The sequence below is a fragment of the Modestobacter sp. I12A-02662 genome, from assembly GCF_041028325.1.
GTDB lineage: Bacteria > Actinomycetota > Actinomycetes > Mycobacteriales > Geodermatophilaceae > Modestobacter.
Genome location: NZ_JABGDE010000002.1, coordinates 371,783 through 384,729 on the forward strand (window position 1 = coordinate 371,783; position 12,947 = coordinate 384,729).

Genomic DNA, 12,947 nt, shown 5'->3' on the forward strand with positions numbered 1-12,947 from the left:
CAACCAGGTGGCGGGGCCGGTTAGACTGGGCGCACAACTACACAGGGGGGCGATTGGTCTCGACTGCGGTCGGGTGACCAGGGGAAGCGAGCCGAGGAAGGCAACGATGAGCTCGTTAACCACGCGTTGCAAACAACACAAGCGCCGACTCCAGTCAGCGCGACTTCGCCCTCGCTGCCTGATAGCAGCGTAGGCGGGTCTGTCAGCCCGGGTTCGTCATCGGCCCGGATCCTGGCATCAGCTAGATGACTCACTGCACGTGCCGGTCACGGGTACGTGCAGGACACCAAACAGTGACTGGGCCCGTCACACCGACTCGTTCGTGGGATCGGTGGGGCCGAGCAGAGACAGAGCGGACTGCGCTCGGAGAAGCCCTGGTGATGCGTCGTAGGACGCGGGTTCGATTCCCGCCGCCTCCACCAACCCCCGAAGGTCCTGGCGGGATGCCGGGACCTGGTCGACGAGAGCCGGGGCCACCGCGGACAGCGGTGGTCCCGGCTCTCGTCGTCCATGGCGTCACCGCTGCCGGACGGTCGACGCGTCGTGGACCTGTCATGGGTGACCGGCAGCGTCCGCGGCGTCGTCCACGAGGCCGATCACCCGCTGCGGTACGTCGGCGATGGCGCTGTGGCCGGCGAAGGGGAGCAGGTGGAACCGGGCGCCGGGTATGAGGGCCGCCAGCCTCGCGGCCTGGCTGAGCGCGAGGACGTCGTGGCTGCCCTGCGCGATGCGGACCGGGCAGCCGATGCCCCGGTAGTCGATCGTGGCCTCGGGCACGATCGCGTGGCGCAGGAGGCGCCAGAAGTCCGGCGCCTCCGCGAACCCGCGGACCAGAGCTGCCGCCTCCCCTGCGGGCGTGTGCCACCCCCTCGCCCGCAGGAGGACGAGTGCGGCCGTGCGCGGGACCGTCCACCGCAGCAGCGGGTCGGCGGCCGGTGCCAGTGCGCTGAACCCGGCCCGTGCGCCCACGAGCATGGCCGCCTGGAACGCCCGCTCCGGCGGGCTCAGCGGCCCGGTGGGCGAGATGGCGACCACCGACCGTGCTCGCTGCCGCCGGGCCAGTTCGAGACCGACGCGGCCCCCGAGGGAGACCCCGAGCACGTGCGGCACGGTGACACCACGCTGATCGAGCTCCTGCTCCACGGCGTCGGTCAGCGCTGCGATGTCCGGCCGGACCGACGGGGGGAGGGCGGGGGACCGTCCCTGCCCGGGCAGGTCGACGGCGAGCACGTCGTAGCGCCGCGCGAGGTGCGGCACGATCGCCTGGAACTCCGCCAGTGTGGTGCCCAGGCCGGGGAGCAGGACCAGGGGCGGGCCGCTGCCCTCGCGGTGCACGTGCAGTCCCGGACGACGTGTCGGCCCCTCCACCCGGCCGATTCAACGCCACCCCGAGCTCCCGCGCCGGTCGCGGCGGTGCCGCGCTGCGCTATGCCGGGCGCTGTCTCAGCGCGTCGATCAGCAGTGCGGTCCGGAGGCTGGTCAGGTCCTGCACCCGGGCGAGGCTGACGTCCAGCACCGCCTCGATCCGCCTGGTCCGCAGCGTCACCGTGTTGGAGTGCACGAACAGCGCCCGGGCCGTGGCGGCCGTGTTGAGGTCGTGGTCCAGATGTGTCCGCAGCGTGCGGACCAGCTCGGTTCCCCGCCGCTCGTCGTAGCGCTGCAGCGGGGCCAGCCAGCGGTCGAGGAAGGAGCCCACCTGCCCGGTGTCGACCTGGGTGAGGAGCAGGCCGACGAGGCCGGCGGAGGACCGGGTCAGCACGCCCTCGTCCGCGGCGGGCGGCGTCAGGTCGAGCAGCGCGCGGCTGAGCCGCAGCGCCCCCGGCAGCTCGCAAAGGTCCGTGCACGGGGCACTGAGCGCCGCGCGGAGCCCGCCGGTGCAGGCAGCGGCCGTCGCCCGCAGGTGCTCGGCCACCGCTGCCAGGGTGCTGTCCGGAGGGTCGGGGAGCAGGACGACGACCTCGCCCTCCCGGGACGTGGCCAGTGGCCGGGGACGCTGCCGGGTCTGGGCCGCCGCCGACACGGCGCGGGTGGCGTGGGCGGTCCGCCGTGGGTCGGGGCGTTCGGGGCGCAGCACGAGCACGGCATGGGGCAGCCGCAGGTCGGCACCGAGGCGCTCGGCCAGGTACCGCGCATGGTCGGTGTCGAGCCCGGCGCCGCTGATCAGGTCTGTGACGAGATCGCCGCCGACCCGCCACACGGCCTCGGCCGCCGCCCGCCGGCGCACCAGCTCGAGCGCCAGCACCACAGCCGCCTGCTCGACGGCCCGGCGCTCCAGCTCACCCCACTCCGGTTCCCGGGGCAGCCACAGCAGGCCGGCGACCTCCTCGTCCAGCGTGACGGCGGTGACGGTCAGGTCCTCGAAGACGACCGGGCCGAGGACGGGCGCGGAGCTGTGGACGGCCCGCTCGTCCCAGTCCAGGCCGGAACGCCGGTCAACCGGCGGGAGCGGCACCTCCTGCCCGGCGTGCGCCACGGAGACCAGCGGCCGGGCGTCGGCGTCCTCGACCGCCACCGGCCGGGCGAGGAGGGCGGCCAGCGCCTCGGCGATCGAGCGCACGCCGCCGCTGATCGCCTCGACGGTCAGCCGCTGGTGGATCTCGTCCGCGCGCTGGAGCAGCGTCGTCTGCCGCTGGAGGAACTCGGTGAGCCGGGTCAGCTCGGCCACCCTCGCCCGGTCCCGGTCGAGCAGGGCCGTGGTCTCCAGCGCGATCCCGGCGTGGTTCGCCAGCACCTGGAGGAGCTCGAGCCCGGCGGGGTCCAGCTGGTGCGGCGTCGAGCTGTAGACGTTCACCGTGCCGATGACCTGGCCCCGGCTGCGCAGCGGCAGTGCCGCCATCGCGCGGTAGCCCTGCTCCAGCGCGGCGCGGTGCCAGGGGCCGAAGGTGGAGTCGGACGCGACGTCCGGCACGACGACCGGGGTGTCGGTGGTGAAGGCCCGCCGTGAGGGGCTGTCGCTGAGGTCGGTGCCACCGGACAGCAGCAGGGGCGCGTCGCCGTTGACGAGCTGCACGTACTCGGCCTGCAGGCCGTGGTGTCCCCGGATGCGCAGGGCGGCCCGGTCGTCGTCCGCCAGCAGCACCGCGCAGGACTCGTAGGTGAGCAGCCGGCAGGCGGTCACGGCGACCTTGTCCAGCAGGACGCCCAGCGGCGTGGCGCTGTTCACGGCGGCCGTCAGCTCGTCGATGGCCATCAGCCACGTCCGCATGGCCGCGACCGCCGGGCGGGGCAGTGCCGCCCGCTGGCGGCCGGCCACGCGGCCGTCCCGTGTCGGAGACATGGTCCGCCCCACCCCCTCGGCATGTGCACGGCACCATGCGGAGGCCCCGGTGCTGTTGCTCCACACATACGCGGCCCGCTGTGACCTGGTCAACACTCGACCCACCGGAGCGACGGGAGCGCGTGGACGTGACCACCTGTGCGGGGCAGCGAGCGGCCGTGGTCGGCGGGTCGATCGGCGGCCTCACGGCCGCACTGCTGCTGGACCGGCTCGGCTTCACCGTCGACGTGTACGAGCGGACGCCGGCCGAGCTGGACAACCGCGGCGGCGGGATCGTCCTGCAGCCGATCACCGGCCGCTGGTTCGAGGAGCACAGCGGCTCCGGGCTCGACCAGCTGTGCACCACCACCAGCCGCCTGCGGTACCTCGGCCCGGACGACGAGCTGCAGCACGACGAGGAGGCGCCACACCGATACACGTCGTGGGGGACCCTCTACCGGGCCTTGCTGGGCGACTTCGGCCGGGAGCGGTACCACCTCGGGGAGCACTGCGCCGGCTTCGACCAGCACGACGACGGCGTGGAACTGCGTTTCACCACCGGCCGCGTCGAGCGCGCCGACCTCGTCGTCTTCGCCGACGGCATCTCCTCCACGGCCCGTCGCGCGCTGTTCCCGGACGTCCGGCGGGAGTACGCCGGATACGTCGGATGGCGCGGAACTGTCCCCGAGGACCAGGTCAGCGACGGGACCAGGGAGCTGGTGTCCGACGCCTTGACCTACGGCGTCGCGCCGGGCACCCACATGGTCCTCTACCCGATCCCCGGCCTCGACGGCGCCGTCACGCCGGGGAGGCGGCTGCTCAACTACGTCTGGTACCGCAACGTCCCGGCGGGTGCGGCCTGGCTGGAGCTGGTCACCGACGTGGGTGGCTTCGTCGGAGAGGTCTCGGTGCACCCGGGCCGGGTCCAGCAGCGGTTCGTGGACGAGCTGCGCGCCGCCGCCGCCGGCACGCTGCCGCCGGCGATGGCCGAGGTCGTGCAGCAGACCGAGCAGCCGTACCTGCAGACCGTGATGGACGTGCGGGTGCCGCGGATGGCCATCGGGCGGGTCGCCCTCATCGGCGACGCCGCCTTCGCTGCTCGCCCCCACGCCGCCGCCGGGACGGCGAAGGCGGCGGCCGACGCCTGGGCGCTGCACGACCACCTGGCCAAGGGCGACGGCGACGTCCCGGCCGCACTGCGGGCCTGGGAGCCCGACCAGCTGGCGCTGGGCAACCAGCTCATCGACCGCGTGGCCGCCATGGGCACCCGCTCGCAGGTCACGAACACGTGGACGCCCGGGGACCCGGCGCTGCGCTTCGGCCTGTACGCCCCCGGTGTCTGAACCACCCAGCCCCTCCGCAACAGGGCGGAGACGAACAGAGGAGATGTCATGAAGGCGCTCGTCTACGACGGCCCGGGTCAGATCGAGTACCGCGACCACCCGGACCCCGGGCTGGTGGACGACGGGGACATCCTGCTGCGGGTCACGCACACCACGATCTGCGGCACCGACTCGCACATCATCAAGGGCGGCGTGCCCACCGTGCAGCCGGGCACCGTGCTGGGGCACGAGGCCACCGGGGTCGTGGAGGAGGTCGGCCGGTCGGTCCGCAACGTCCGTCCGGGTGACCGCGTGATCGCGTCCTGCGTCTCGGCCTGCGGCTACTGCCGCTTCTGCACCGTCGGCATGTACGGGCAGTGCCTCCACGGCGGCTGGGCCCTCGGCAACACCATCGACGGCGTGCAGGCCCAGTACGCCCGGATCCCGTTCGCGCAGAACTCCGTCCACCGCATCCCCGACGGGCTCACCGACGAGCAGGTGCTCTTCCTCTCCGACATCCTCGCCACCGGCTACGAGGTCGGTGTCCTGCGCGGTCAGGTCCGCCCCGGGGACACGGTCGTCATCGTGGGCGCCGGCCCGGTCGGGCTGTCCACCGTGGTGACGGCGAAGCTCTTCTCGCCCCGCAACATCGTCGTCGTGGAGCGGTCGGCGTTCCGGCGGGAGACCGCGCTCAAGTTCGGGGCCACGCACGCCGTCGAGGAGAGCCAGGCCGCGGCCACCGTCGCCGAGCTGACCGACGGTCTAGGCGCCGACGTGTCGATCGAGGCGGTGGGCTACCCGGACGCGTTCGAGCTGACCGCGTCGCTGGTGCGTTCCGGCGGCCACATCGCCAACATCGGCGTCCACGAGGGACCGGCCACCCTGCACCTGGAGACCCTGTGGGCCAAGCAGATCACGCTGACCACCGGCATCCCGTCGGGACTCACCATCCCGCAGCTGCTCAACTCGATCGCCACCGGTGCGCTCGACGCGACGCCCATGATCAGCCACCGGCTGGAGCTCGACGAGATCATGTCCGGCTACGACACGTTCACGCGCTCGGCCGAGACGGACGCCCTCAAGGTCGTCCTGACCACCTGAGGTCCGGGCGACCACCCCGAGAGACGAGGAGCCAGGTGAGGACCCGACACGACCCCCGCCGCGGCGGCCGGCGCCGGGCCGGGGACCGGGCGTGACGGGGGTCCGCGGCGGCGCCGGGACCCCCGCCGGCCGGATGTCGACCGCCGCGCGTGCCTGGCTGGCCAGCCTGGACGACGAGCAGCTCGGGCGGGCGGCGTGGGCCTGGGAGCCCGACGGCGAACGGCTGCGCTGGTTCTACACGCCCACCGACCACGGCGGGCTGCCGCTGCGGGACATGCGCCCCGCGCAGCAGAGCCTCGCGATGCAGCTCGTCGCGACCGGGCTGTCCTCCGCCGGCTACGTCACGGTGTCGACGATCATGGGGCTGGAGAACGTCCTCGACCAGGTGGAGGGCTGGCAGGTCGGCTGGGGGCGGGAGCGGGGCCGCGATCCCCAGCTGTACTGGCTGCGCGTCTTCGGCGACCCGGCCGGCCGCGGCCCCTGGTCGTGGCGGTTCGGCGGCCACCACGTCTCGCTCAACCTCCTGGTCGTGGACGGCGAGGTGCGGGCGACCACGCCGTGCTTCCTGGGCGCGGACCCGGCGGAGTCGCCGCTTCTCGGCCCGCACCCGCTGCGCCCGCTCGCCGGCGCCGAGGACCTCGCTCGTGACCTGGTGCGGTCCCTCGACGCGGCCCAGACCGGGCGCGCGCTGCTCGCCGGCACCGCCCCCGTCGACATCGTCGGTGGCAACCGGCCGCGGATCGGCGACGGGGAGCAGGTGATGCGGCTGCCCGACGTGTGGCGGGACCACTTCACCGACCCGGGCCTCGCCGAGCGGGTCGAGGCCATGCACCGCGGATCCGAGGAGAAGGCCGGACTGCGGCCGGAGGACCACGAGGCGGTCCGGTTGACCACCCGCCCGAGGGGCGTGCCCGCGGCCGACCTGACGCCCGCGCAGAAGGAGCAGCTGCGCGCGCTGCTCGGCGTCTACCTCGGGCGCATCCCCGACGAGCTCGCCGACCGGGAGGCGGCGAAGTTCGCCGGTGACCGGCTCGACCGGGTCCACTTCGCCTGGGCGGGCGGCACGGCGCGGCACGAGCCGCACTACTACCGACTGCAGGGCCCCCGGCTGCTCGTCGAGTACGACAACACCCAGCGCGACGTGAACCACGTCCACACCGTCTGGCGCGATCCGGAGGGCGACTTCGGGTTCGACGCCCTGCGCCAGCACCTGCGGGAGGCGCACCGCTGAGACGGCCCTCGCCCCGCCGGCCGGACTCGACTGCCGACTGCTGGGTGACGAGGATGTCGACATGACCGCCACCGCGCCCCTGCTCGAGAGCTACGTCGCCGGTCGGTGGTACGGCGCGCCGGACGACGGCATCCCGATCGCCGACGCGGTGACCGGGCAGACCGTCGTCCGCGTCAGCAGCACCGGCCTCGACGTGGCGGCGATGCTCGACCACGCCCGCACGGTGGGCGGCCCGGCGCTGCGCGAGCTCACGTTCCACCAGCGCGCCGCCCTGCTCAAGCAGCTGGGCCTGCGGCTGATGGCCGGCAAGGACCGGTTCCACGCCCTGTCCCGCCGGACCGGCGCCACCGACCGGGACAGCGTGGTGGACGTCGACGGCGGCTTCGGCACGCTGCTGTCCTACGCCAGCAAGGGGCGGCGGGAGCTGCCGGACGACACCGTCGTCCTCGACGGCCCGGTCGAGCCGCTCGGCCGGCGCGGTACGTTCGCCGGCCAGCACCTCTACACGCCGCTGCGCGGGGTGGCGGTCCAGATCAACGCCTTCAACTTCCCGGTGTGGGGCTTCCTCGAGAAGCTCGCCCCGGCCTTCCTCGCCGGCGTCCCGACGATCGTGAAGCCGGCCAGCCAGACCGCCTACCTCACCGAGGCGGTCGTCCGGGAGATCGTGGCGTCCGGGCTGCTGCCCGAGGGGTCGCTGCAGCTGCTCGCCGGCAGCGCGGCCGGCGTGCTCGACGGCCTGGCCGGCCAGGACCTGGTGTTCTTCACCGGTTCGGCGACCACCGCGCGCAAGCTGCGCAGCCACCCGGCCGTGGTGGCCAACTCCGTGCGGTTCAACGCCGAGGCCGACTCGCTGAACTGCTCGGTGCTGGGCCCCGACGCCACCCCGGGGACGCCGGAGTTCGCGCTCTTCGTGGCGCAGCTGGTCACCGAGATGACCGTCAAGGCGGGCCAGAAGTGCACGGCGATCCGCCGCGCGCTGGTCCCCCGGGCACTGGTGGACGACGTCGTGGAGGCGACCCGGGCGCGGCTGGACGAGGTCGTCGTCGGAGCGCCCGGAGCCGAGGGCGTGACCATGGGCGCGCTCGCCAGCCTCGACCAGCGGGAGGAGGTGCTGCGTTCGCTCAAGGCGCTGCGCGGGGTCGCCGAGCTCGTCGCCGGCGACCCGGAGCACTTCGAGGTGGTCGGTGCCGATCCGGACCGGGGGGCCTTCCTGCCGCCGATGCTGCTGCGCTGCGACGACGTCTCGGCAGTCGAGCCGCACGACGTCGAGGCGTTCGGCCCGGTGAGCACCGTGCTGCCCTACGACGGCATCGCGCACGCCGTCGAGCTGGCCGCGCGCGGGCAGGGCAGCCTGGTCGGGTCCCTCGTCACCCACGACGAGTCGGTCGCCCGCGAGTTCGTCCGCGGCGCCGCGCACGCCCACGGCCGCATCCTGGTGCTCGACCGGGACGACGCGGAGGAGAACACCGGGCACGGCTCCCCGCTGCCGATGCTGGTCCACGGTGGCCCGGGCCGGGCCGGCGGCGGAGAGGAACTCGGCGGCATCCGCGGCGTGCTGCACCACATGCAGCGCACCGCCGTCCAGGGCTCACCCGACATGCTCACCGCGATCGGGAGCCGTTGGGTGACGGGCGCTCGCCGCACCGGGGACGCCGTGCACCCCTTCCGCAAGTCGCTGGCCGAACTGCGCATCGGCGACTCGGTGACCGCCGGCCCGCGCGCGGTGACGCTCGAAGACATCGAGCACTTCGCCGAGTTCACCGGCGACACCTTCTACGCGCACACGGACGAGGAGGCGGCCGCGGCCAACCCGCTCTTCGGCGGCCGCGTCGCGCACGGCTACCTCATCGTCAGCTGGGCCGCCGGCCTGTTCGTCGACCCCGACCCGGGCCCGGTGCTGGCCAACTACGGCGTGGACAACCTGCGCTTCCTCACCCCCGTCAAGCCCGGGGAGGAGCTGACCGTCACCTTGACGGCGAAGCAGATCACCCCCCGCGGGGACGCCGACCACGGCGAGGTGCGGTGGGATGCCGTCGTCGTGGACACCGAGGGCCGGCCCGTGGCGACCTACGACGTCCTGACGATGGTCGCCAAGACCTGGCCGCCGGCGGGCTGACTGCCCGGGTGCTGCCCCCGACCCCGGTCCGGGGACGGGCCGCTACGGGATCAGGCCGTTCAGCGAGGGGTGTCTCCGCCGACGCTCCGACACGCCGAGCGGTCTTGACGGTCGGCTGCGGTCGTCGTCACTGTCGTGCAGGAAGGCGCCCGATCGCGAGGTGACGCCGAGAGCCTCGGCCACGACCGTCGGCTCGAGGGACCGCAGAGGCCGTACTCCCGCCGGCCGGGCGTCCAGCCGTGCCATCTCCCAGCGTTGATCAGGAGGGCCCGTCGTGGCACGAGAGGCGGCAACGCACCCGGGGACGCGGAACGTCGACGCCGGCGGCGAGTTCCTGGCGGACCTGAGCGACCCGACCGCCGGTCGGGTCGCGATGGCCAGGGAACTCGCCTCGGAGAACGTCCGGATGATCGCCGACCCGGCGCCGCTCGGCCTCGGCTGCTTCGCGCTGACGACGTTCCTGCTGAGCCTGTTCAACGCCGGTCTGTTGCCGGCGGCGGGCGAGCCGATCGTCTTCGGCGTCGCACTCGCCTACGGTGGCGCCGCCCAGGTGCTCGCCGGCATGTGGGAGTTCCGGAAGGGCAACGTCTTCGGCGCGACCGCCTTCACGTCCTACGGCGCCTTCTGGCTCTCGTTCTGGGCGTTCGTCACCTTCTACGCGGCGGACATCCCGGACGCCGACGACCGGGCGAGCGTGGTCGGCTGGTACCTGATCGGCTGGGGCATCTTCACGGTGATCCTGTGGGTGGCCTCGTTGCGCACCACCGCGGCGCTGGCCCTGCTCTTCACACTCCTCGCTGCGACGTTCTTCGTGCTCGGTCTCGGGGACGTGGCGCACAGCGAAGGGATGACCAGGGTCGGCGGCTACCTGGGCCTCGTCACCGCCGCAGTCGCCTGGTACGCGTGCCTCGCCGGGGTGGCCGCGTCGACCTTCGGGCGCGCGGTGTTGCCGAACCCGCCGCTGTACCGGCTCTGACCCGCCGGGACGGTCCGCTCGACCACGTCAGGCGGCGCGGGTCATCGCGGACTAGTAGCCCCCGCCCGGCCACTGCCGTGCGCCGGAGTCGGTCGTGCCGTCGGCGTCGAACCGCCCCTCGAAGCGGGCCGGTGAGCCCGGTCCGCCGAACCAGATGGTGAGGAGGTCACCCTCGAGCCGATAGGTGTACTCGAAGATCTCCCCGCCGGCGCCGGAGAAGTGGGAGCGGAGCTCACCGCCGGCCTCGTCGTAGCCGAACTCATCGGGATGGCCACGGCCCCGGCCGCTACCCGGCCCGGTGCCCGGGTACCGGTGCCGACGCCAGCTCGCGCAGCTCGTCGAGCCAGCCGGTGAGGAGCACCCAGGTGGCACCGGCGTCCTCGTACGCGGCGGGATCGGTCCCGGCGGGCGCGGCCACGACGATGTCGGCGGGCGCATCCGGACGGGCGGCGACCTCGGCCACCGCCTCGGCGGGGAGCACGGCCATCCCGCCGTCCTCCGTCATGCTGCCGAGCAGGACGCCGTCCCACCGCGCGGCCCGGCCCAGCGTGCGCTCGTTGCGGGTGATCGCCGACACCCACACCGGGATGCGCGGCAGCTGGAGCGGCGGCGGCAGGAACTGCACGTCGTCGAACGTGTAGTGCGCGCCGTGGTGGGTGAACGGCCGGCCCGACCACAGTCCCGACACGACCTCCAGCCCCTCGTCGAGCATGCCGGCGAGGGTGCGGCGGTCCGCGCTGCGGCCGAGCGCGGTGTACTCCGCGGGCGGCTCGCCGAGACCGACGCCGAGGACCATCCGGCCACCGGACAGCCGATCGAGGGTGACCGCCTGGCGGGCGACCTCCTGCGGCTGGTGCCGGGGGAGGGCCGTGATCGTCGTGCCCAGGAGGATCCGCTCGGTCCGCGCCGCCAGCGCCCCGAGCAGCACCCACGCGTCGGAGATGGGCACCGCGAAGTCGGGGGTGCCGACGACGTGGTGCCACAGGAACACGCCGTCCCACCCGTTCGCCTCCGCGGCGGTGCCGAGGTCCACCAGGGCGGACGGCTCGTCCATGACGGGGACGCTGAGACCCACTCGCACGCGGCCGACCGTAGCCAACGGCGTCGTCCCGGGTGGGGCACCCGCTACTCGCGGACCACCCACACCTCGGCGGGTCCCTCGGGGGTGTCGCGCACCTGGATCGGCTGAAAGCGTTCGTAGACGCCGAACCAGCGGGGGCCGTCGTAGACCAGCACCGCGGAGGCGAGCGCGGCGGCGGGCACGTCGGCGATCTCGCCGTGCCGGGGGCCGCCCCAGTGGAAGATCAGCGGCATGCCCCGACGGTAGCCGAGCGGGGGCGCCGGGGGTGGAGCGGCCCCGGGGGTGCCGCGGCCGGCCCGGTGGACGGCGGTCGGCGGCCCGTCGTCGCCCGACGCCGGCCAGCCGTCCCGCACTGCCGGTCGTCGGTCGTCGTGCCGGGTCGATGCGGCCCGCGGGTCCCGTTCCCGTTGCCTGCCGTCGGCAAGGCCGTCCTACACCAGCTCACCGGTGGCGGCACTGGTCCACCGGTCGTCGCGGCGGCATGGTGGGAGCAGGAGGTGGACCGTGCTCAGCACTCACGAACAGCGGATCTGGGACGACGTCGAGCGGTACTACGCCATCGAGGCTGCTGCGCCAGAAGACCGCGGTGCACGGTCCAGCCGCGGCCCCCCGCCCGTTCAGCGACCGTGGACCGACCCCTGCTGATCGGTGACGGTCCAGCGGTCGCTGTGGTCGGCGGGGTCGGCGTCGGCGGCGATCGCCTCGAGCCGGGCGAGGTCGGCCGGGTGCAGGTCGGGGGTCCGGCGCAGGGCGTCGAGCAGCTGGTCGGCCTGGCCCTGCAGCGCCGGCACGAGCTCGGCCCGCCCGGCCTGCTCGACGTGGTCGACGAGCATGCGCAGCACGCGCAGCAGCGCCGCGGCCACCTGCGGCTGGGCCGGGGCGGCCTGCCGCAGCTGGTCGAACCCGTGCGCGATGAACTCCTCCGGTGAGAGCTCCCACGGCCGCAGCAGCAGCCGGCCGCCGTCCCCGGCGATCGCCTCGGCCGGTGGCTCGGTGACCAGCAGCCGGCGGAGCAGGCTGCCGATCCGCAGCGTCACCTCGACCGCGGTGGTCGGGTCGTTGATCGCCGCGCTCAGCGCGCGCAGGCCGATGTCGACCAGCTGGCGCAGGGCGAAGTCCACGTCGTACTGCATGGTGCGGGAGTCGGCGATCAGCACCGAGGCCGTCAGCCGGCGCCCGACGACCTCCGCCTCGCCGGGCACCGGCCACACGGTGACCAGTGCCTCGCCGGCGTGGATGTAGGCCCCTCCCCGGGTCTCCAGCCGCACGGTGGTGCCGGGCGGGACGGCGGCGAGCAGCCGGTCGCTGGGCGCCTGGGTGATCCACCCGTCGTGGGGCGCCGGGACCGGCATCGTGCGGCTGCCGGCGGGCGGGGTGCGGGCCTCGGCCGGCTGCTCGGCGTCCGTCGCCCGCCGGGAGGCCCGGAGGACCTGTTCCCCTTCGCCGGAGATCCGCCGGACGACCTCGCCGACCTGCAGCCCGTGGGCGAGGTGGTCCAGGTGCGCCACGATCAGCAGGACGGTGACCACGGTGAGCAGCACGGCCACGGTCAGCGAGATGCGGGGAGCCGGCCCTGGCCCGTCGCCGTCGACGCGGCGCAGGATGAGCAGGCAGTAGACGAACGTGGCGATCAGCAGGCCGATGACGACCTGGCTGAGGCGGTCGCGGATGAACGACCGCATCACCCGCGGGGAGATTGGCTGCTGGCCAGCTGCGGGCTCACGACCGTCAGGGAGAACACCACCCCCGCGGTGGTGATCATCGCGCCGGCGACCGTGCTGAGCAGCCAGGCGGCGGTGCTGCTGCTCATCGTCAGCGTGCCGGGCACGCCCCGGCTCGCCGACGGCCCGGTCGACCGCGCCGG

General features: G+C 74.1%; 11 protein-coding genes and 1 other RNA gene. 6 read left to right on the forward strand and 6 right to left on the reverse strand.

All coding sequences use genetic code 11. The annotated features are described in order from the left end of the window. Positions 1-45 precede the first annotated feature (45 nt). Positions 46-422, forward strand: a transfer-messenger RNA (tmRNA) gene (ssrA, locus tag HL189_RS02250). 130 nt (positions 423-552) lie between these two features. Here ssrA and HL189_RS02255 read toward each other — a convergent pair. Next, the gene (locus HL189_RS02255) at positions 553-1,368 is read right to left on the reverse strand and encodes an alpha/beta fold hydrolase (RefSeq protein WP_369132075.1); all 816 of its coding nucleotides are present in this window, start codon (positions 1,366-1,368) and stop codon (positions 553-555) included. Between the two features lie 58 nt (positions 1,369-1,426). Next, entirely contained in the window at positions 1,427-3,277 is a 1,851-nt protein-coding gene (locus HL189_RS02260) for a helix-turn-helix domain-containing protein (protein ID WP_369132076.1), read from the reverse strand. Between the two features lie 128 nt (positions 3,278-3,405). Here HL189_RS02260 and HL189_RS02265 point away from each other — a divergent pair, with 128 nt between their 5' ends. The 5 genes from HL189_RS02265 (at position 3,406) to HL189_RS02285 (ending at position 10,002) form a co-directional block, all read left to right on the forward strand. Beyond that, complete coding sequence (locus HL189_RS02265) at positions 3,406-4,599, forward strand: NAD(P)-binding protein (RefSeq protein ID WP_369132077.1); 1,194 nt, start codon at positions 3,406-3,408, stop codon at positions 4,597-4,599. A gap of 48 nt (positions 4,600-4,647) precedes the next feature. Beyond that, positions 4,648-5,679, forward strand: a complete 1,032-nt coding sequence (locus HL189_RS02270; protein ID WP_369132078.1) for an alcohol dehydrogenase catalytic domain-containing protein — start codon at positions 4,648-4,650, stop codon at positions 5,677-5,679. 91 nt (positions 5,680-5,770) lie between these two features. Beyond that, on the forward strand, positions 5,771-6,910 hold the full coding sequence (locus HL189_RS02275) for a DUF3500 domain-containing protein (protein WP_369132079.1): 1,140 nt from the start codon (positions 5,771-5,773) through the stop codon (positions 6,908-6,910). A gap of 61 nt (positions 6,911-6,971) precedes the next feature. Further along, positions 6,972-9,026, forward strand: a complete 2,055-nt coding sequence (gene paaZ, locus HL189_RS02280; protein ID WP_369132080.1) for a phenylacetic acid degradation bifunctional protein PaaZ — start codon at positions 6,972-6,974, stop codon at positions 9,024-9,026. Positions 9,027-9,300: 274 nt separating this feature from the next. Further along, the gene (locus HL189_RS02285) at positions 9,301-10,002 is read left to right on the forward strand and encodes an acetate uptake transporter (protein ID WP_369132081.1); all 702 of its coding nucleotides are present in this window, start codon (positions 9,301-9,303) and stop codon (positions 10,000-10,002) included. A 286-nt stretch (positions 10,003-10,288) separates the two neighbouring features. On the opposite strand, the gene HL189_RS02290 is transcribed toward HL189_RS02285, so the two are convergent. The 4 genes from HL189_RS02290 to HL189_RS02305 all read right to left on the reverse strand — a co-directional run bounded on the left by HL189_RS02290 (position 10,289) and on the right by HL189_RS02305 (position 12,893). Next, positions 10,289-11,056, reverse strand: a complete 768-nt coding sequence (locus HL189_RS02290) for an LLM class flavin-dependent oxidoreductase (protein WP_369132082.1) — start codon at positions 11,054-11,056, stop codon at positions 10,289-10,291. A 71-nt stretch (positions 11,057-11,127) separates the two neighbouring features. After that, positions 11,128-11,316 carry a hypothetical protein gene (locus HL189_RS02295; RefSeq protein WP_369132083.1) on the reverse strand — a complete coding sequence of 63 codons (189 nt, stop codon included), beginning with the start codon at positions 11,314-11,316 and terminating at the stop codon, positions 11,128-11,130. A 384-nt stretch (positions 11,317-11,700) separates the two neighbouring features. Beyond that, entirely contained in the window at positions 11,701-12,765 is a 1,065-nt protein-coding gene (locus HL189_RS02300; protein WP_369132188.1) for a DUF2254 family protein, read from the reverse strand. Then, positions 12,765-12,893, reverse strand: a complete 129-nt coding sequence (locus HL189_RS02305) for a DUF2254 family protein (protein WP_369132084.1) — start codon at positions 12,891-12,893, stop codon at positions 12,765-12,767. The genes HL189_RS02300 and HL189_RS02305 overlap by 1 nt, the downstream gene beginning before the upstream one ends. Positions 12,894-12,947: the final 54 nt, after the last annotated feature.